Genomic DNA, 21,043 nt, shown 5'->3' on the forward strand with positions numbered 1-21,043 from the left:
GACAAAAACAACCTGCCAAAGACTTTTCGTGCCTTTCTGGGCATGGGCACTTTCAACCCAACTTAATTCGACGGACTCGTCCTCACCCCCGAAGACGATCCATCGCCCAAATGTCGCGCGGCTCGCTGCAACTCTTCCGCGGGAATCAACGCGTTGAGCGAGCCCGAACGGAAGCCCTCCAGGTCGAGGCTTACGAAGCGAAAACCGAGCGAACGCAATTCCTTCACCACGGCCTCACGCACCGCGGGGGCGAGAAGTCGACCAATCTCGGCGGCGCCGACCTCGATGCGGGCCAAGTCGCCGTCGTGGTACCTTACCCGCAACTCGTGGAGACCGAGTTCCCGTATGAACGCTTCCGCGCGCTCGACGCGGCCGACACGTTCCGGCGTCACTTCAACGCCCAACGCCAAGCGGCTCGCTAGGCAGGGGGACGCCGGCTTCTCGGCGCTCGGGACGTTCCAAAACCGCGCCAGCGAGCGAACGGCCTCTTTTCCCAGGCCCAAATCGAGTAGAGGGTGCTCCACGCGTTGTTCGGCCGCCGCGGTCAGTCCCGGACGATAGTCGCCCGCGTCGTCGGCGTTGGCGCCACTACAGAGCGCGCCGAACCCGAGGGAGGACTGACGGTCCCAAAAGGCTTGATAAAGGTGCGTCTTGCAATGGTAGCATCGAGACGCGTCGTTTCGGGTATACGCCTCGTCGTCGATCTCGGTGGTGGGAACGATGACGTGCCGAATCCCAATCGTGCGGGCGATCGCGCGGGCACTTTCGAGCTCCGACGCGGCCAGGGCGGGACCCTGTCCAGTGAGGGCGACGGCATCCGGGCCAACCGCGCGAACCGCGGCCGCCGCGACCACGCTGCTGTCGACGCCGCCGCTGAAGGCGATACCGACGCGTCCCAAGTCGCGCAGTCGCTCCACGAGGCGGTCCGCCCACACTCGCTGGTTCGTCTCTTCTTGTGAGTCTGTCATCCTTGCCACGAAACGACGTGCCCTCGGTGGTCCCGGCCATCAAGAACCATCAATGTTCAAACCGTACGATACTTGCTATCGGGCCTGAACGCGACGCGATTTGTGGTCGATCGGAGGCTGGCGCAAAGCAATCATCAGCCCCTGCCGGGTCCATCTCTGTCAATTGTTGCGATTGGCGTTGCTCCCAACGCTCAAAGATATGCTCGCGATGTGTTGCGGCGAAGAAACCACTTCCTACGCATCGACCGCGACAAGGGCTCGACTTGCTCACGGAGCCGGTCGCCTCTCCACGAAGTATAACCGATCTTTCCAGCGTTGTCTTGCCGATCCGATCGCGCGGCCCATTTTTGTCGCGCGGTCCACCAGTTATCATCCGCGTGGCCGGATCTGTCGATTCTTCCCGGCCCCGACCATCCCCTTACGCGACTACTTGGTCTCGTCCTGAGAGCCTTCTTTCCCCCCTTCCCGTTCCTCCCAGACGCGCCGTTTCGCTTTGAGGAGCCGGCTCGTCATCGAGTGATCGGCGTCACCCTCGGCGGAAGACTCGCTTGGTGCCGCCGGCGGGGGAGGCGGAGGCGGCGTGGTGGCTCGCGTCGGCTCCGACGGCCTCGCGGCGGGAGGAGGCTTTGGAATCACGTGCTCCCGTTGGCGTGCCGAAAGGTTCTCGCCCACCGTTTCCTTACGACTTCGCAGTCGATCGAGCGTCGCGGTGGTGGCTGGGGGCGGCCGATTGCGCAGACGTGCCCACAGGGCCTTGGCGGTGTTGGCGACGTCAGCGGGGCTGATCGCGATGCGACGAACGGCAACATCCGAGACGAAGAGACCGAGCGCGACGAGAAGCAGCCAAGGCCACATCCGTTGTTGGCCCGGCGAGGGCGGCGTCGACCGATCGAAGTAGCCAGCCTCGGCGGCCTGCGCCCGTTCGAGCACACGGCCACCACTTAGCTCCGCGACGCTCTCCAGCAGACCGCGGTCGCTCTCGAGCTCTCGGTACTCCGGCGGATAGGAAATGTTGAAACCCGTCGTTGCGAAGAGGTTCTTGTCCTCGCCAAGCTTGGACCCGACGCGTACCGAATAGGACCCCGCGTCGGAAGCCTCGAACGAGGACTCGTACTTTCCCGGACCGGTCTGGCGAAACGCGAGCGACTCGGTTTGGCCGTCTGGAAGAACAACGGTCCCTTTCAGGGCCAGGAAGTCGAGATATTCCTTGGCTTGGTCGAAGGCGTTGACGACGACTTGGACGCGGCCATCCTTCTCGACCGTGGAGAGAACGAGGTCGTCACTCTCCTCGGAGCGCAGCGACCAGCGAACAAGCTGTGACCAGAGCTTCGGAAAGATCTCCGTGTCGGGCCAGCCGACGGCCCACTTGCTCCCGGTGTCGGTGGTGAACGCCGCCGACTTGCCGAGGCCATATTGCCAAGTCGCGAGGATCGGGTTGATCTCGTTCTCGCCCGGGATCGGGGAGACGACGCTGACTTCGGCCGTCGGTTTTGGCGTGGTCAACACGTAACCGCCGATGGCCGGAAGTTTGGTCGGGAGCCCGGCGACCGGTTGGCTCGGAAAGCGGATGATCGGGTTCCACGACGGTTGCTGCTCGAAGATCAACGGGCGCGAGACGACGCGGGTCTCCTTGATGTAGATCGACGGCAGGGCCTTGGGGCTTTCGGCCTGGTAGTACCGTCCGCCGGTCGCGCTGGCGATCTGTTTCATCAGCTTCTTTTCGAAGAAGCCATGGGCGGCGACCGCGACGGTCGTGATGGTGATCTTCGCGTCGATGAAGGACTGGAGCAGTTGCTTGGGAGGGGGCTGGGGATCGCCATCGCTGATGATGATCACGTGACGATTGGTCGCTTGGCTCTTCAGGAGCGCGTTGAGCGCCATCCGCATTGGGCCGGCGAAGTCGGGCATGTCTCCCGGCACCATGCCGTCGACGCGGGCGAGCATCTTGCGCCCGTTGTTCACCTCTTGGAGGGGGAAGAGCCAACTTGCTTTGCCGCTCCAGTGGATCAAGCCGCACTCGTCGCGTTGGCTGAGCATCTTGATTGCGAGCTGGGCGATTTTCTTTTGCCAGAAGTTCCCCTCGGGGATTTCGCAGGCGTGCATGATCAGCACGAGGGCCCCCTTGCCCTGAATGCGGGAGGCCTTGATTTGCATGTCGACCGGGAGGGCTTTCTCGATCGGTGATCCGATGTAGCCGCCGGCGCCGAAGCTGTCGGGACCGCCGACCATGATCAGTCCGGCACCAAGCTCGCGCGTGTTGGAAGCGAGAATCTCTTGGAGCTCTTCGGAGAGAAGCTCCGCCGGCACGTTGGCGAGGATGATCGAGTCATAGGGACGGAACTGGGTCGCGCCGTCCTCCAACTGATCGGGAGTACGGACGCTGACGGCGAGTCCGTCGCGCCGCAGGGCGTCGACGAGCGGAGCGTGCTGACCCGCCGAGGGCTCCAGCAGCAACACGCGACCTTCGCCGCGAACCCAAACGAACGCCGAGCCGCGATTGTTCGCCGCCCGAACGTCCTCGCCCTGACGAGGAATGAATTCCGCGACGTAACGGTAGAGGTCGGGCTCGTCGATGGTTTGTTTGAGGAAGAAGACGTTCAGGCCAGGGCGAAGGGTGACGTCCTGTTCGAGGACCGTCTCGCTGACGCCCTCGGAACGTCGGTTGAGTTGAACCGTGCCGGAAGCGGGACCGGCGCTGCGGATGACGACCTTGAGATTGGCGGTGTCTCCCTTCTTCAGGTCCGGCGGGACCGAGATGCGATCGACGAGGATCTCCGAGTCGTAGCGGTACTCGATCGGGACGACATCGATGGGGACGCCAATCTGCCGCGCGGCGAGCGCTTGCGCCAGGACGTTGCCTCGATTCTCGTTGCCGTCGCTGAAGAGCACGATCCGCTTGGAACTGTCGGGCGGAAAAGACCCGAGGGCGAGTTTGATCCCCGCGGCGAGATCGGAGTGCTGACGATCGATAAGGCTCTCGACGGCGGTGAAGCGGCGATTGCGCGGGTACTCGGCGGGGGGGGCCTCAATGCGGGCGTTCCGGCCAAGGACGATCAGGCCGGCTTGGTCCAAGTCGCTCGGGCGATCCGCAACCGCGTCGGTGATGATGTGAAGCGAGTCCTCAACCGCCTCTTGGGGAACGCTCTCGGAAACGTCGAGCACGAAGAGGGTCGCGTAGCGGTCCGTGGGATGCTCGAGTCGCAGGTCCGCCAACGCCAAGACGACCAGAACGATCACGACGACGCGGAGAAAAACCGCGAGCGGACGTCGAATCGGCCCGAGACCCGACAGCCCACCCCAACTCTGCCAAACGACCAAGGGAACCACCGCCAGAAGCAGTAGCCACCAAGGGGCAAGAAAGACGATGGGCAAGTTCATTCCCGAATCAAGCTGCTCCGCTACGGTTGATGGGCGAACGATTTGGTCGAATGTCCCACGGCCCCTCGATCCTACGCGTCCTCGGAACCGATCGCCATCCTGACTTGCGAGACGACTGATTTCGCGACTTCATGGAGCGACTTAGCAGACCGTTGATCTATTCGGTGCCGCCTGCGAACGGTTCTCTCGACCAATCTCCGGGTCGAGGAAATCTCGACGAATCTACGGATTCGCCTGCGTTTCTTCTCCTTGATCTTGGCCCAGACTCTTCGTTCTCGGCTTGGCCCGCTTGTGTCAACGACCTGTTAGTGATGCGAGGGGATCTGGGCCGAGCGCAGCCTTTCGATCCGTGCGAGCACCGCGCCGACCGCTTGCGAGCCGCTTCCCAGCACGAGCGGAACTCCGAGCGGCGAAAGCAACTCGCGTAGCTCCGCATGGGCGCGCCGATAGCGAACCATGTCGAGCCGGCGAATCGCGCGGACCGGATCCTGGGCATACCGATCGGCCGTCCTCGCGGCGTGGGCGGGCATGATCTCTTCATCCTCATCCGGCGCGGGCAACCCCACCGGCCAGGGACATATCAGGATGACCTGATGGTGACGCGACAACGCGACTTTGATCGCTTGGATCACCGGTTTCCAGTCGGCGGGTAGCTCCAGTAGGTCGACGACGATGACGAACAACTCATTGTCGTGGGCCATCGCCACCGCGCGCAGAAGGTACTTTCGCAGCCATTCGAGCTTGCTGGGACTCGAGAAGAGATACTTCCCATGGGTTCCGTAGTAGGGGCGACGATAGGGCACACGGTGTTCGTTCAGAAATCGCTGCGCCGCGGCGCTGAAGGCATCGTTGTCTTCCTCCAGGAGTGGGATGCCGCCGGGACCGAGGCCTTCGCGAACGGCGAAGAGGGAGGCGAGCTGCTTCCGCTTCGTCCGCAGTCGCCAGGGCGTCCGATAGCCGGCACGCCGTCGCCGATGCATGAAGCCGCGAAAGATGAGGAAGGATGTCGCGATCACCAGAAAGCACGCGGCGGCCTTGATGAGGAAGCTCACATTGAGATTGATGACCAAGTAGATCGATACGAGACCCGCCAACACCACCACGAGGAGCGTCAGGCCGCGAAGGCTGGTGAGAAAAGGAAGCCGGGAGAACCACGGCGCGGGGCGGTTGACCGACTGGTCCATGAGCTCGGGGTAGACGTCGCGAGCGAATTCGTGAGCGGGCAGAATCAGCCGATCGGGCGGGCATTGGGAGGGCTGAACTGGCTGGGCCGCGGTCCGAGCGATTGCTCCCGCGAGCGTGTAGAGATGGCGATCGCCGCTGGCCGGACGATAGACGCGCCCGCCGCGCTCGTCGAAGAGGCACATGCCGATCGGATCGCGGTTGACGATACAGCGCTCGGCAACCGCCAAGACGATCCGCACGGCCGAGGAGAGCAGGTTCCGCCCCGGCGGACCAATGCGGACCGAATCCGAAGCATCGACGAAGAGCGTGCAGCGAACGGGTACTTCACTCTCGTACTCCTTCGTAATCAGCCGATCGCGCCGCGCGGAGACCTTCCATGCGATGCACTTCGGGGGATCGCCCGGCACGTAGTCGCGCAGATCGAGCAGCTCGCTCCCCGTTCCGGGACGGCGATGCCGATGAACGCCCCGAATGGGGAGTTGATTGAACCGCTTGGTCGCCGACGGCCCCCCTCGATCTCCCGACAGGGGAGGCAGGACGGTCGCTTCCATCGGCTCGTGGAGAAACCGCTTCTGGGCGAAGAAACGCTGATGGTCGAACAGATAGAGCAGCACGCCCTCGAATCGCACGCGACCGGGCGAACTTAGCCGCAACCCGTAGCGGACCCGGATCGGACGATTCGCGTCCCACCCGTCGGGGCGATGGGCGATCTCGGTCGTGTGTCCCATCGTCGGCTCTCGGTCGGAGGCCTCCACGAACGGAATCCCGAGATGGCTCTCGGTTCGGACCCGAAGGACAACCTCAGTCCAGCGATCGCACCAGATCGTCGCCCGCGACGCTGGACGGCCTTCCAGTTGCCGGTCGATGACCGCGTGAGCCAACGTCCACTCGACGCGCAGGAGGAAGAGAACCCACTCGCTCGCGAACCAGACGAGGGCCGACAGCGCAACCAGCAGCAAGATTGTCTGGCGCAGCAATACCGCCAGCACGAAGACCGCGAAAAGGGTCAGCAAGAGCCAGAAACCGCGAGCGGTGATCATGGGAGAAGGCGTTTCTTTCCGATGCCAAGGCTTCACGGCCGGTCGGGTCTCTCGCCGGGGACGGAGCCCGTCCGGAGGCGCGAAGCGATCGATTCCTACTCTCCCAATCTACCAAGCTTCCCCGAAGATGCGACGAGTCTCCCGGTCAACGCTTGTATCAACTCGGGGGACGTGGTATTCCCGCCCCGACGGTCTCGGGTGGGAACCGCGGCGGGGCAGGGAGATGAGCATGGATTGGCGGCAGTCGACGGCGGAACATTTGATCCGCGCGGGTATCGAGGAATCGGCCGAGGTCAAGAAACGCCTCTTGGAGAGAGCCCCCCAGCTTGCCGAGATTGCGAGTGTTATCGCTGATGCCTACCGCTGGGGACGAAAGCTGATCGCCTTCGGCAACGGAGGTAGTGCCGCCGATGCGCAGCACATCGTCGCCGAGCTCGTTGGACGATTTCTCGTCGACCGACGCGCTCTGCCCGCGTTGGCGTTGACGTGCAACTCCTCGACCTTGACGGCGATCGGAAACGACTACGCCTACGACGAGATCTTCGCTCGGCAGATCGACGCGTTCGGCCAGCCGGGCGATGTCGCCCTGGGCATCTCCACGAGCGGCAACTCCTCCAACGTGGTCAACGCCATCGAGCGGGCTCACAAAAATGGCTTGGTGACAATCGGGCTCACCGGAGCCGGTGGCGGAACGTTGGCGGAAATTGCCGACTACTGCGTATGCATTCCGACGCAAAGCACGCCGCGGGTCCAAGAGTGCCACATCCTCGTGGGCCATCTTTGGTGCGAGTGGATCGAAGCCGACATGATCAAGCAAGACAAAGCCGCCGCGTAACGAAGCGTTCGCAGCCGGCAGCGAATCGATCAACGGCTGCTAATGTCCTGATTGGTAAATTCATTGCCCAGAAGACTCTTGGGTGCCATGCCCACACTCGGCATGGGCACGTGGGAAACGCCTGTGATTCGGCGCGCTTCCGCATGATTGAGGGAATAGGTTTCACGTAGCGAACTTGCCAATCAGGACAGCGAGTGCTCTGTTTCAACGTGAAGTTAGTGTTGGGGCAACCCTAACCCTTTGGCACTGGATGACAAGCAGCCAGTGGCATCCCAAAACGTCGTTGGACCAGTGCGCTAGTCCCTCGGCCAGGCTCCGAGCGAACGGCGAATCAGGACGAGCTGGCCGATGTGGTAGGCGTTGTGGTCGGCGACCAAGAGCGCTTCGCGGAGAATCGTCTGGCCCTCCCCGTGCGGGATCGGCGCGAAGAGGTTGATCGCCGGGTTTGCCACCAACTCCCTCATTGCCTTGAGATCCTCACGAAAGCATTGGATGCTCCGATTCCACGCGTGCATGTTCGGCGGCGTATCCCCCTTGGGCCAATAGCCGGTGGGGAACTCGGGCGAGACATGCTTGGGGTTGCGCGAGAACTCCAAGATGTCCCACTGGGCGATCCGCAAGTGTTCGACCAACCGCCATGGGGTATGATCGACGCCGGCGACGCGTTCGCCGAGTAGCTCTTCCGGAAATCCTTCGACCGCCTTGTCGAACCCTACGTGGGCACCCCCCGGCCCCAACAGGTAGAGCACGTGCTCTCGCAGCGACTGATCGGACATCAACGAATCCCTTCCGCTCCTTCCCCAACGGTGGCTATTGGACATGGTATGCAAAGATCAGTTTTGCGGTTCGTCTCCCACCGATGTTTCTTTGTCGGTGGTCGCTCGCGTGGCCCGGTAGTTGCGAGGTGACAGTCCCGAGGCACGCTGAAAGACGATGTTGAGTCGCCGAGCGTCGTTGAAGCCGCAACGGCGGGCGATGTCGGCGAGTTTGAGCGGCGGATCGCGTTCGAGCAGCTCCTTCGCCTTGCCGACTCGTTCGCGGGCGATGAAGTCGTGAGGACTCATCCCGAGATGGACTCGGAAGAGGCGTTCGAGCCAGCGCCGCGAGACATTGCACCGCTTCGCGACCTCATCGGTCCCCAACCGGCGATCGAGCTGCCGATGGATGATCGTCACGGCCTTGCGCAACGTGGGATGGTTGATCGCGAGCGTCTCGGTGCTCTTGCGCGCGTGGACCGGGCCGGGAGCGATGGCGAGCGAGCGTTCGCGAACGCGCGTGCCGGCCATGAGTCGGTCGAGCAACCGCGCCGCCTCGGCGCCGATCGTTTGACCCTCTTGGCGGACGCTGCTCAGGGGTGGATCGGCGGACTCGCACGCCACCGGATCGTCGTTGACGCCGACCACCGCCACGTCGTCGGGGAGCTTCAACTCCAGTCGTTGGCAAACCTCTTGAACCATCCGCGCCCGGTAGTCGTGAGCCGCCATGACGCCGACCGGATGCTCCAGCCCGCCAAGCCACCCTTCCAACTCCGAGCGATCCCAAAGCCACGGGCGATCGGCGTGCAGGCTGCTTGTCGTCAAGAGGACGTCACACGGATGACCTGCTTGCCCGATCCGTTCCACGAAACCTCGCTGCCGTTCCTGGGAATACCAAACATCGGTCAGCCCGTAGTAGCCGAACCGCTGGAAGCCGCGCTCGAGAAGATGCTCGGCCGCGAGTCGCCCGATCGCGTGATTGTCGCTGGTGACCGTCGGTAGGCCCGTTTCGCGAATCGCCGAGGAGAGATTGACGACGGGGCAAGAGAGTTGGCGAAAGACCTCGAGCTGCGACCGCGACTCGGCCATCGCGATCACGCCGTCACCATCCCAGTCGGCCAGGCTGTGAACGCTCACCGGGTTGGCCTCGGGCCCGAAGGCGAATTGCCAGGGTCCATGGCGACGCGCGTACGCGAGGATTCCCCAAGTCATCCGTTCCTGATGGGGGATCGCGATTTGATAGGCCAGGGCGATGCGTCGGAGCGTTCCCATGACCACATCGTAGTTCGCCTAGTGCGCAAAAGAGTACAGAATGTTCTCAAAAGAACTCTTGTGCGCACGCTTGGTGACTCTAGCATCAGTGGGGTAGACCCATCGTCGCCTCCGATCGGTTCCTACCGAAACGTCACGAGCCCGTGGCCACTGCCCGATGGGTGGCTCCATCGGCCCTCCTTCTGGGATGCTCCGGGTTCGCCCCGCCATCGACGCGAATTGACTTCTCCCCGGCGCTGGGCGCCGCTGATTGTTGGAGCGCTCGCCGCATGAGTAAGAGACCGCGCCGCTCGCTGGACTGGACGCTGCCAGCGATTGTCTTCCTGTTCGCGCTTCGTCCCTCGTGGGCGCAGGGGGCGTCTCCGATCGACTTCACTCGGGAGATCCAGCCGCTACTCTCGGATGCGTGCTTTCACTGCCATGGCCCCGACGAGCAAACGCGGGAAGCCGACCTGCGGCTGGACCTCAAGGAAGGGGCCTTTGAGGATCGAGGTGGATACGCCGCCTTCACGCCCGGCGACTTGGCCAAGAGCGAAGCCCTCGCCCGCATGATCACGGACGATCCCGATTTGCGGATGCCGCCAGCGGACTCCGGGCGAACGCTCGGCCCCAAGCAGATCGAACGTGTCCGCCGCTGGATCGAACAGGGGGCCAAGTGGCGAGAGCACTGGGCGTTCATCGTGCCCGAGCGACCCCGGGTGCCGCGCGTGAACGATCGCTCGTGGAGCCGCGGCCCCATCGACACGTTCGTCTTGGCTCGGCTGGAACGCGAGGGGCTTTCCCCTTCGCCGGAGGCCGATCGGGAGACGCTCCTTCGTCGGCTCAGTTTCGATCTGATCGGGTTACCGCCTACGCCGGAGGAGGTCGACGCGTTCGTCAACGACCGCTCGCCCGATGCGTATGCTCGAGTGGTCGATCGATTGCTCGACTCGCCCCACTACGGCGAACGGATGGCGATGGTCTGGCTCGACGCGGCCCGTTACGCCGACACCGACGGTTTCCAGGGAGATGCGACGCGCAATAACTGGGCGTGGCGCGATTGGGTGGTCGGAGCCTACAACCGCAACATGCCCTTCGATCAGTTCACGATCGAGCAGTTCGCCGGCGATCTTCTCCCCGACGCGACGCTCGAGCAGCGACTCGCGACGTGCTTTCATCGCAATCACATGACCAACGGAGAAGGGGGACGCGATCCGGAGGAGTCGCGGGTCGACTACGTGATCGACCGCACGAACACGACCGGGACGGTTTGGCTCGGGCTGACGCTCGGTTGCTGTCAGTGCCACAGTCACAAGTACGATCCGATCACGCAGACCGAGTACTACCAACTCACCGCGTTCTTCAACAGCATCGAAGAGACGGGAAAGGCCGCTGGCGCGGCATCGCCCTACATGAAGTATCAGTCGCCGTGGGGGAAGCGGGCGGTCGCCAACGCCACCGAAGCGGTCAATCGGCGGCAAGCGGAACTCCGTCGACTCGACGCCAAGACCCGGCCCGCGTTCGACGCGTGGCTCACCGAAGAACTCGCGGCGATCAAACGGGGCCAGGCGACTCCGGTCTGGCGGTCGGTGGTCGCCAAAGGCCTGACGAGTACCGATGGCACGAAGCTGGCCCAAGACGCGACGGGAGTCATCACGACCTCGGGGCCAGACCCGCGACATGACGACTATCTCGTGACGGTTTCTCCCGATCTGCCTCAGTTGACAGGGATGCGGCTCGAGATCCTTCCGCATGCCTCCAACACCGAAGGGGGACTGTCCCGTTCGGACAACGGCCACTTCATCCTGACCAATCTCAAGATCAATGCTCGCCGCAAGGGGAGCAGCATCATCGAGGAGGTACCGATCGTTTCGGCGATCGCCGACTTCTCCGAGTCGGTCAAGGGAAAGGCCTACGGGGCGGTGAAGGATGTGCTCGATGACGATCCGCGCACCGGTTGGTCGTCCGAGGGAAGCGATCCGAGAACGCCTCGCGTCGCCCTGTTCGCGTTTGAGGAAGCCCTGCCCACCGGCGACGGCATCGAGTACGTCATCGAGCTGCGGCATCGGTCGCTGAGCGGGCCGAAGAACATGGGACGGTTCCGGCTGTCGCTCACTGACCAGTTTGGCCCCGTCGTCCGCAGTCTGGAGAAGCCCCCGCTGGAGGAGTTGGCGTCGACCGATGTTCCCGACGTGGCGTCGATCCCGGGCAGGTTGAAGAAGCGCCTTCACGAGCAGTTCCTCGCGGGACGACCGGAGATCGTCGAGGCGCGGGCGGCCCTCGCGCGTGCCCAGTCACAGTTGAAGGAAGCCAAACGCTGGGCGGGAGAGGTCGGCGTGATGGTCCTCGAGGAACGAAAGGAGCCGCGCGAGACGCACCTGCTGGTTCGCGGCGTCTGGGACCAGAAGGGCGAAGAGGTGACTCACGGAGTTCCGGCCGCTGTCGCTCCTTGGAAGGAGGCCTCCTCGACGGACCGTTTGGCGCTCGCCCGTTGGCTCGTCGATCGCGACAATCCGCTGACCGCGCGGGTGACGGTCAATCGTTATTGGTTGATGATCTTCGGAGCCGGTTTGGTACGGACGCCGGAGGATTTCGGAGTTCAGGGAGAGCGGCCGACGCATCCCGAGTTGCTCGATTGGCTCGCTGTCGAGTTCGTCGAGAGTGGGTGGAACGTGAAAAGGCTTCTCAAGCAGATCGTGATGAGCGCGACCTACCGCCAGCGATCGGAAGTGACGCCCGAACGGCTTGAGTCGGATCCGGAGAACCGCCTGTTGGGACGTTCGCCGCGTTACCGTCTGCCGAGTTGGATGATTCGCGACGCGGCGCTTCGCGCTAGCGATCTTCTGACCGCCGATCTGGGAGGTCCACCCGTGAGGCCCTATCAGCCCGACGGCGTTTGGGCCGATCGGACGATGGGTCGATTTCGCTACGAGCCGACCGACGGCGCCGAGCAGTATCGCCGCTCGCTCTACTCCTTCTGGCGGCGCTCGGTGGCCCCGACCTTCATGTTCGACGCGGCGCAGCGTCGTGTTTGTCAGGTCCGTGTCACGCGAACGAATACGCCGCTGCACGCGTTGGCGCTGCTCAACGACTTGACGTACCTGGAATCGGCCAACGCCCTCGCCCAGGACGTGATGAAGAACTCTTTCCACGAGCAACGACGGATCGACGAGATCGCAAGGCGGGTCTTGTCCCGATCGGCGACCGGTGCGGAACGGAAGCGACTCGGGCAGCTGTATCAAGCCGCTCTCGCGTACTACCGCTCGCATCCCGACGATGCGCACGCGTACCTGAGACAAGGAAACTGGCGACCCGATGAGTCGTGCGACCAAGCGGAGTTGGCGGGGCTCTCTCTGGTCGCGAGCACGCTCCTGAACCTTGATGAAACGATGACGCGAGAGTGACTGCTTGGGTCGTGCCGGAAGGCATGCCCCACGGTCGGTGCGGTGAGACAAATGGTGGCGATCGACGGTGAGAGGATGAGATCATGGATCGACTTGGAGAAGAACTCCTGAGGCCGACGCGGCGCTACTTTCTCGGCCGAGCGGCGGGATTGAGCTTGGGGGCGATGGCGCTCGGCGAATTGCTCGCCGACCCCGCCAAAGCGTCGCGAGCGGAGCGCAACGAGATCGGAACGCTCGCCGGGCTGCCCCATTTCGCTCCCAAGGCGAAGCGGGTCATCTTCCTCACCCAGTCTGGCGGTCCGTCGCAACTCGAACTCTACGACCACAAGCCGGGCCTCGAGAAGTGGGCCGGGAAGGAACTCCCCGAGTCGATCCGGATGGGGCAGCGGCTCACCTTGATGACCGCCAAGCAGAAGCAACTCGTGATGCCCGCGAAGACCAAGTTTCGTCGCTGGGGCGAGTCGGGCGCGACCGTCAGCGAGTGGTTGCCCCACATCGGCTCGGTGGCGGATGACCTCTGTTTCATCAAGTCGATGCACACCGATCACATCAACCACGCCCCGGCGATGACCTTCCTGTTGACCGGGCACCAGCTTCCCGGCCGCCCGAGCATTGGGGCCTGGTCGAGCTACGGGCTGGGGTCGCCCAATCGCGATTTGCCCGACTACATCGTGCTCGTGTCGAAGATGAAACGGCCCAGCGACCAACCGCTCTACGACTACTACTGGGGCTCGGGTTTTCTGCCGACTCGCTACCAGGGCGTGAAGCTTCGCAATGCCAAGGATCCGGTCCTCTACCTGAACGATCCGGCGGGGTTGCCCAAGGCGCTTCGGCGGGGAATGCTCGACAGCATCGCCGAACTCAATCGGGCCAAGCTCGCCGAGTCGGGTGATCCGGAGATCGCCACGCGGATTCGTCAATACGAGATGGCTTACCGCATGCAAACGTCGGTCCCCGACCTGACCAATCTCGGCGACGAGAGTCAGGAGACGTTCGAGCTCTACGGTCCCGACTCGCGCCGGCCGGGAAGCTACGCCGCCAACTGCATCCTGGCTCGTCGCTTGGCCGAACGCGGCGTCCGGTTCATCCAGCTCTTTCACCCCGACTGGGACCATCACAAGAAGCTGACGGCATGGTGTCCCGCGCGTTGTCGCGATACCGATCAACCGACGGCGGCCCTGATCACCGATCTCAAACGGCGCGGGCTGCTCGAGGACACGCTCGTCGTCTGGGGCGGCGAGTTCGGACGTGGGGTCGCGGGGCAGGGGGACTACAAGAGCCCCGAGGCGGGACGCGATCATCACCCACGCAGTTTCACCGTCTGGATGGCCGGCGCCGGGGTTCGCCCTGGGCTCTCTTACGGCGGGACCGACGAGTTCGGCTACAACGCGGTCGATCAACCCGTGCACATCCACGACTTGCAGGCGACCATCCTTCACCTGCTTGGCGTCGATCACACCAAGCTGACTTATCGCTACCAAGGCCGGGATTTTCGGCTGACCGACGTCCACGGCCACGTTGTGAAGGATATCCTGACGTGAGAACTCCCATCATCCTCGGACTGGTGGCGGGGTTGGCCGCGACTGGCATTTCTCCAACCGCTGGAGCCTTGGAGCCGACCAAGACGATCGACCTTTGGCCCGACATGGCGCCGGGGGAGACGGAGCGTTCGCCAGGGAAAGTCCTTCCGAAGCGACCGGGGGAACACCCTGCCGTCACTCGGGTCGAGGAGATCACGCGGCCGACGATGGACATCTTCAAGGCTCCGGCGGAGAAGAGCAACGGGACCGCGGTCGTCATCTTACCGGGGGGCGGTTTCGGCAAGGTGGTGCCCGACAAGGAGGGGTCGGAAGCCGCCGAGTGGCTCAACCGGCTTAGGGTTACCGCGTTTGTCGTTCGCTACCGAACCGCCAAACGGGGAGACGCGGCCCCGTGGCTCAAGGCGGTGCAGGATGGTCAGCGAGCGCTGAGTTTGGTTCGTTCGGAGGCCGAGACCTTCGGAGTCGATCCCGAGCGTGTCGGCTTGCTCGGCTTTTCCGCCGGAGGCCAGGCGGCGGCCATCCTGATGGCCCATCCCGACAAACGGTTCGCCCGAGCCGTTGACGCCGTTGATGAGGAACCATTCGCCCCCGATTTTGGACTCTTGGTCTACCCTTGGCGGGTCGCCGATCCCGAGACGGGGCAGCTCAAGAGCGAGATCGCGATCGACAAGCGTTTTCCGCCGACCTTCCTCGTGCACACGCACGACGATGCCTCGACGTCGCTCGGCTCAGTGGGGATCTACGCCGCGCTGAAGCGGCAAGGCGTTCCCGCTGAGTTGCACATCTATCAGAACGGGGGCCACGGCTACGGGCTGCGACCGGTAGAGGGCTCGGAGGTCCACACTTGGCCCGACCGCGCCACCTCGTGGCTCCGGGTGCGTGGCTTGATCGAGCCGCCCGCGTCGTCCTCCTCCGAGTGATGCCACCACGTGCCGTGGGCTCGGCGGACTCTCCCGGTGTCCTCGTGAGTGACAATCCGATGGGACGGGGCTGTCACGTAAGTTTCCCAAATTGCCCGTTTAGGAAACAGGCAAGGGCGTCGTTGCGTGCTGATTCCGTGTGCATCGACGCCCTGATTCGTGCAGGCACTGGCCGGTTCGGGGAACCCCGGATCGTGCACGAATGGTCGCAGAGGATGTTCCCACCAATAGTTACAGAGATTGCCCGGGACATACTGGATTTGGCACGGGCGCTGCTCAAAGCTGGTGCCATGACGGACGTACCTATCGCTAGTTCGCAGAATCCCGACATTGGGATTCGGGGGAATGGACGGCGTGTGATCCCTTCGTTCACCGGATGGGAGGGGAGAGATCACGTAAGGGCCGTAGGCTACGATGCCGTCGTCGGTGGGCCGATCCAATCGACACGAGTGATGAATCTTGAGCGTTCCGTGGTCTCTCTTGCGCCTCCAGCCAGGATGGTTTGGTAGGGTCAAGGGCCCATTGGTGGACGTGACGAGATGTCCTGGCACCGAGTCCGCGATGCCCCGTGGATCGGGGACGAGTCGGCGAGACGCGCCAGGTCGATCGCCGCATTTGTTGCTATTCAGGACGAGTAGCGAGTCTTCGCACGGATGCCTCTCGAACGGGCGCCATCGGGGGGCGTCGTCTACGCAATCCCCTCAGAAAGGTACGACTGAAAGTGAGCACGGTCGCAGATAAAAAGAGTGGTTCGACAAGCAACGGCTACATCGGGTCCAATGGCAACAACAAGTCCCCCGTGGGTACCGCACGGGCGGCGGCGATCTCGGCCGTGACCAACTACAAGCCGAGCGCCCCTCCGATGAACTTTCAGGAGGAGCCGACCAGCGAACTCTTCAACGCCAACGTCTTCTCCAGGGCGGTCATGAAGAAACGACTGCCCAAGTCGGTCTTCAAGGCACTCTGCAAGACGATCGACGCCGGTGCCAAGCTCGATACGTCAGTCGCCGATGTCGTTGCCTCCGCGATGAAGGACTGGGCGATTGAAAAAGGGGCGACGCACTACGCTCACGTCTTCTACCCTCTCACCGGCTTCACCGCCGAGAAGCACGACAGCTTCCTCTCGCCCGACGGTACCGGCGGCGCTTTGGCCGAGTTTAGCGGCAAGCAGCTCATCCAGGGTGAGCCGGACGGCTCCAGCTTCCCCACCGGTGGCATCCGCGTCACGTTCGAAGCCCGTGGCTACACGGTTTGGGACGTCACCAGCCCGGCCTACATCCTTGAGAACGCCAACGGAACGACTCTCTGCATTCCGACCGCGTTCGTCTCGTGGACCGGCGAAGCCCTCGACAAGAAGACGCCGGTTCTTCGATCGATGCAGGCGCTCAACACCCAAGCCCAGCGCGTTCTGAAGCTCTTCGGCCACACCGATGGTGCCTTGGTCTCCTCCACGGCCGGTCCGGAACAAGAGTACTTCCTGATCGATCGCAACTTCTTCTTCGCTCGTCCCGACCTGCTCAACGCTGGCCGGACCCTCTTTGGCGCCAAGCCGCCGAAGGGGCAAGAGTTCGACGATCACTACTTCGGGGCGATTCCCGAGCGCGTGTTGGCCTTCATGCTCGAAGGCGAGCGGGAGATGTTCAAGCTCGGCATCCCCGTCAAGACGCGTCACAACGAAGTGGCCCCCGGCCAATTCGAGATCGCGCCGATGTTCGAGTTCGCCAACATCGCGACCGACCATCAGCAGTTGGTGATGACGACGCTCAAGCGCGTTGCCGAAAAGTACGGCATGACCTGCATCACCCACGAGAAGCCGTTCGCTGGCGTGAACGGGTCGGGTAAGCACGTCAACTGGTCGCTCGGTAGCGCTTCGCAGGGCAACATGCTCGATCCGGGCGACACCCCGCACGAGAACGCTCAGTTCCTGCTCGTCTGTGCCGCCGTCATTCGCGCCGTGCACAAGTTCCAGGGGCTGTTGCGTGCCGTCGTCGCTTCGGCGGGCAACGATCATCGTCTGGGTGCCAACGAAGCTCCCCCGGCGATCATCTCGATCTTCCTCGGTGATCAGCTCACCGACATCTTCGAGCAGATCAAGAAAGGTGGAGCCAACTCCTCGCTTCCGAAGGGAACGCTCACCGTCGGTGTCGACGTCCTGCCGCCGCTGCCGAAGGACGCGGGCGATCGCAACCGGACGAGCCCCTTCGCCTTCACCGGCAATCGCTTCGAGTTCCGCGCGGTCGGTTCGAACCAGTCGATCGCCGGTCCGCTCGTCGCGATGAACACGATCGTCGCCGAGTCGCTCGACTACTGCGCGACCAAGCTGGAAGAGGCGACCGGTGGTGATGCCAGTAAGCTCCACGGCGAACTGCAAAAGCTGCTCACCGAGATCATGAACGAGCATGGCGCCATCGTCTTCAACGGCGACGGCTACAGCCAAGAGTGGCACGACGAAGCCGAGAAGCGTGGCCTTCTCTGCTTGAAGACGACCGCGGACGCTCTTCCCATCCTCGAGGAGCCGGAGGTCAAGGAACTCTTCGAGAAGTACGGCGTTCTTTCCGAGCGTGAGCTCGAAAGCCGCCTCGAGACCTACCTCGAGCAGTACGTCATGTCGGTCAACGTCGAAGCCAATCTCACCCTCGAGATGGCCAAGACGCTCATCTTCCCGGCCGCGATTCGTTACCAAGCCGAGTTGGCCTCGGCGTGTGCCAACCTCAAGGCGGTCGGCTACGAGTTCGACACCGACACGCTCGACACCATGACCGCTCTGGTCAAGTCACTTCAAGACAGCATCGCCGAACTCAATTCCGCGATGGGCAAGAATGGCAACGAGTGCATGAAGGCCGAGTCGCGTCACTGCTGTGACGAGGTTCTGCCGGCCATGCTCAAGGTGCGCGCGGTCGCCGATGAACTCGAAGGCATCGTCGCCGACGACCTCTGGCCATTGCCGACCTACCAAGAGATGCTCTTCATCAAGTAACGCGAGTTGCTTGCTGCCGTCTGATCGACATGGGGCTCGGCTTACAAGGCCGGGCCCGTGTCATTTCTTGAGCTCTGATTCCGAAGAGTGCTTCCGGCTTCGGCGAACGCTACAATCGAAACTCGATGGTCCGAACGAAACCTGGAGAAGCAGTCCGATGTCTTTTTCCCTTGTCTTGTCCCTGTTGGCTCTCGTTCCGCTAGCCGACGATGAATCACCCATGCCGAAGAAGTCCAAAGCCCCCCAGAAGGAGACTCGGCTCAAGACCAAGGTCCCCGTCGAGATGGGGTACTTGCTCTACTTGCCGGAGGACTACACCAAGAAGAAGTCGTGGCCGCTGCTGCTCTTCCTGCATGGCATGGGCGAGCGCGGTGACGATCTGGAGTTGGTCAAGAAGCATGGTCCCCCGAAGCTCGTCGAGGCGGGCAAGGAGTTCCCATTCATCGTGGTCTCGCCCCAGTGCCCCGACACGCAGTGGTGGGAGCCGATCGAGCTGATGGCGCTCCTCGACGAGATCGAGAAGAAGTACAGCGTCGACAAGGACCGCATTTATGTCACGGGATTGAGCATGGGGGGCTTCGGAACGTGGCGGTTGGCGGCGTATGCTCCCAATCGTTTCGCCGCGATCGCGCCGGTCTGCGGCGGCGGCGAGGCCTATTGGGGGAAGCTGATCAATCACTTGCCCGTCTGGGCGTTCCATGGAGCCAAGGATAAAGCCGTTCCCCTCGAACGCTCCGAAGCGATGGTCAACGCAATCGAGAAGAACAAGGGCGAGCCCAAGCTCACCGTCTATCCCGAGGCCGGTCACGACTCCTGGACCGAGACCTACGACAACCCGGAACTCTACGAGTGGCTCCTGAAGCACGAGCGCCAGGAACCCAAGCCGAAGGAGAAGAAGAAGGCTCGAAGCAAGCGGAAGGCGGCGAAGGCCGCCTAGTCGACGCATCGTTCCATCGGTGCGCGATGTCGTGAAATTGCCTTGGATGCCGCCAATGAGACCCACGCTTATCGTGGGCATGCGGGGAAGGCCTGCGACTGGTCAAGTTCTCGCCCGCACGATCGGCAAGACGTCATGTCACGAACTCGCCCATCCGGACATCAAAAGTCGAACTGGGCTCGTAGTGCGAAACTGTTGGCCGTGCTGTTGAGGTCGCGATCGAGCAGGGTGTGGATGTAGTTGAATTGGAGGCGGAAGCGAGTGACCAGGTACCAGTTCACACCCCAAGTGAAGTCTTGAATTTCGCCGCCCGTGATGTTTTCGCTGTTGAGATTGAGGTACGAGTAGCGGGCGGCCAGTTCCCACGCGCCTCCGAAGCAGAGGGGGCGCTTGGGGTCGAAGCTGTTCGTTGGCGTGACCCGCGTGAAGACGCCGAGCTTGGGATCATAGCCACGGCTCTCTCCCGTCAGGATGTAACTGACGTAGGCGTACGCACCCGAAAAGAAGAGCTGGGGTCCCCCGGTCTGCTGCACCGACGCCGGAATCCACTCGGCTTGGGCCGACCAGGGGCCGTGAACGCCCGCGATCTCCGTTCCAAAGACGCTGTAGTACTGACTGTCGATGTTGCCGGTGTCGACGAATTGAGGCGTTCCACCCGTCGCGAGTTCGTCGAAGAAGATCTCCGGCTGGCTGAAGAAGCGGGCGGTGTTGTTGCCCGGGTTCATGTAGTTGTAGCTCGCCCCGAGATGAAATAGTCGCCTCCCGCCGTCCTTGTAGATGGGAAGGACCGTGACCCGTCCGGCGAGCCCTTGTCCTCCCAGGTTCCCAAACGCGTTGCCGTATTGGTCGGTGGTGCTGCGGAAGGTTGAGAGGGCCCACGTCACGCGCTCGTTCTTCGCGTAGTTGAAGAAGCCGACACCCGTTCGACGGAACGGAGCCAACGCGATCGGCTCCCCCCGTTCGAGGAAGGTGATGCCGCGAATCGAACTGAGTGATTCAAGCCCGAACGGTTGCCGCCAGCGACCGACGCGCACCGTTCCCAGAAGAGGGATCGAATCCCACTCCGCGAACGCGTCGACGAAGCTCGGGCGGCCCGCGAGAGCGAAGTCCATTTCGAGGATGTAGGAGAGATGCTCGACGATCGACCCGTAGGCCGCCACCCGGGCGCGCCGAAAGGCGAGTTCGTCGTCGATCACCCCGACCGATTCGACGTTGGCGGGACTCTGGGAAATCCACGCCGAGTCGAGCTCGACCAACCCCGTCAGCGCGAAATTGGGGTACTTCTTCTTCTCCTGTTGGCCAGGGGCTACCCAGTCGCCCAGATCCTCGAGGATATCGCTCGGCACCATCGACTCGTTGCTCTCGGGGACGGGCATGAGTTGGGTCGCTTCCGGTTCCCCCAGGTCTTCGAGGATGTCCTCGGGGACGACGGCATTGTCACTATCAGGAGCGGGGACGAGTTGCACGGTTGGGAGAATGGGCTGACGGTTGCCAAGATCGGGACGAACCGTTGCGGGAATTCGCGTGGCCCCGGCGAGAGGCTCCCTCTCCACGTCGACGAGTTGCTCGAAGTCGACGAAGATCGCGGGCGCGGCCTCGGGTTCGCGCGCCCGGAGGGGCGCCGCGACCAGGGCCACCACTAGCAAACCTGCGCGAAGCATCCATCGCGCCCTGACCTTGCACCAACGAACAGGTGATCTAGGAGACATGGGATGCCGCCTTCCATCCTTGGAACCACGAACTCGTCATCGTTTGCTGTCCGAGAGGAGGTCTATGCCCAAAAATAGGTGGGAGGAGAAGAGTAAAGCTGCCCCATCGGGGAAAGAAGAGTGGTCATCTTTGGGACAACGAT

12 protein-coding genes are annotated in these 21,043 nt (G+C 63.0%); 6 read left to right on the plus strand and 6 right to left on the minus strand.

Going from position 1 to position 21,043, the window contains the following annotated elements; genetic code table 11:
• Nucleotides 1-62 precede the first annotated feature (62 nt).
• The 3 genes from larE to Pan216_RS03235 form a co-directional block, all read right to left on the minus strand.
• Nucleotides 63-968 carry an ATP-dependent sacrificial sulfur transferase LarE gene (gene larE / locus Pan216_RS03225; protein WP_145254737.1) on the minus strand — a complete coding sequence of 302 codons (906 nt, stop codon included), beginning with the start codon at nt 966-968 and terminating at the stop codon, nt 63-65.
• 426 nt (nt 969-1,394) lie between these two features.
• Nucleotides 1,395-4,340 carry a VWA domain-containing protein gene (locus Pan216_RS03230; RefSeq protein WP_419193206.1) on the minus strand — a complete coding sequence of 982 codons (2,946 nt, stop codon included), beginning with the start codon at nt 4,338-4,340 and terminating at the stop codon, nt 1,395-1,397.
• Between the two features lie 311 nt (nt 4,341-4,651).
• Nucleotides 4,652-6,571 (minus strand): DUF58 domain-containing protein, encoded by a 1,920-nt coding sequence (locus Pan216_RS03235; RefSeq protein ID WP_145254743.1) that lies wholly within the window; start codon nt 6,569-6,571, stop codon nt 4,652-4,654.
• 229 nt (nt 6,572-6,800) lie between these two features.
• Between Pan216_RS03235 and Pan216_RS03240 the strand changes: the two genes are divergently transcribed.
• Nucleotides 6,801-7,406, plus strand: a complete 606-nt coding sequence (locus Pan216_RS03240; protein ID WP_145254746.1) for a D-sedoheptulose-7-phosphate isomerase — start codon at nt 6,801-6,803, stop codon at nt 7,404-7,406.
• A 296-nt stretch (nt 7,407-7,702) separates the two neighbouring features.
• On the opposite strand, the gene Pan216_RS03245 is transcribed toward Pan216_RS03240, so the two are convergent.
• Both Pan216_RS03245 and Pan216_RS03250 read right to left on the minus strand, forming a co-directional pair.
• Entirely contained in the window at nt 7,703-8,182 is a 480-nt protein-coding gene (locus Pan216_RS03245; RefSeq protein ID WP_145254749.1) for a DinB family protein, read from the minus strand.
• A 57-nt stretch (nt 8,183-8,239) separates the two neighbouring features.
• The gene (locus Pan216_RS03250) at nt 8,240-9,433 is read right to left on the minus strand and encodes an AraC family transcriptional regulator (RefSeq protein ID WP_145254752.1); all 1,194 of its coding nucleotides are present in this window, start codon (nt 9,431-9,433) and stop codon (nt 8,240-8,242) included.
• Between the two features lie 269 nt (nt 9,434-9,702).
• On the opposite strand from Pan216_RS03250, the gene Pan216_RS03255 reads away from it, so the two are divergent.
• The 5 genes from Pan216_RS03255 (at nt 9,703) to Pan216_RS03275 (ending at nt 19,191) form a co-directional block, all read left to right on the plus strand.
• Nucleotides 9,703-12,816: a PSD1 and planctomycete cytochrome C domain-containing protein gene (locus tag Pan216_RS03255; RefSeq protein WP_145254755.1), complete on the plus strand. Its 3,114-nt coding sequence runs from the start codon at nt 9,703-9,705 to the stop codon at nt 12,814-12,816.
• An 83-nt stretch (nt 12,817-12,899) separates the two neighbouring features.
• A complete protein-coding gene (locus Pan216_RS03260; protein WP_145254758.1) occupies nt 12,900-14,357 on the plus strand; it encodes a DUF1501 domain-containing protein in 1,458 nt (485 codons plus the stop codon).
• Entirely contained in the window at nt 14,354-15,277 is a 924-nt protein-coding gene (locus tag Pan216_RS03265; RefSeq protein WP_145254761.1) for an alpha/beta hydrolase, read from the plus strand. The genes Pan216_RS03260 and Pan216_RS03265 overlap by 4 nt, the downstream gene beginning before the upstream one ends.
• Nucleotides 15,278-16,139: 862 nt before the next feature.
• A complete protein-coding gene (locus Pan216_RS03270; RefSeq protein WP_145263585.1) occupies nt 16,140-18,254 on the plus strand; it encodes a glutamine synthetase III family protein in 2,115 nt (704 codons plus the stop codon).
• Between the two features lie 157 nt (nt 18,255-18,411).
• Nucleotides 18,412-19,191: a carboxylesterase family protein gene (locus Pan216_RS03275; protein WP_419193207.1), complete on the plus strand. Its 780-nt coding sequence runs from the start codon at nt 18,412-18,414 to the stop codon at nt 19,189-19,191.
• A gap of 161 nt (nt 19,192-19,352) precedes the next feature.
• On the opposite strand, the gene Pan216_RS03280 is transcribed toward Pan216_RS03275, so the two are convergent.
• The gene (locus Pan216_RS03280) at nt 19,353-20,852 is read right to left on the minus strand and encodes an OprO/OprP family phosphate-selective porin (protein ID WP_419193208.1); all 1,500 of its coding nucleotides are present in this window, start codon (nt 20,850-20,852) and stop codon (nt 19,353-19,355) included.
• Between the last annotated feature and the right edge of the window lie 191 nt (nt 20,853-21,043).

Origin of the sequence: Kolteria novifilia, assembly GCA_007748055.1 — a bacterium.
In the GTDB taxonomy this organism is placed as follows: Bacteria; Planctomycetota; Planctomycetia; order Kolteriales; family Kolteriaceae; genus Kolteria; species Kolteria novifilia.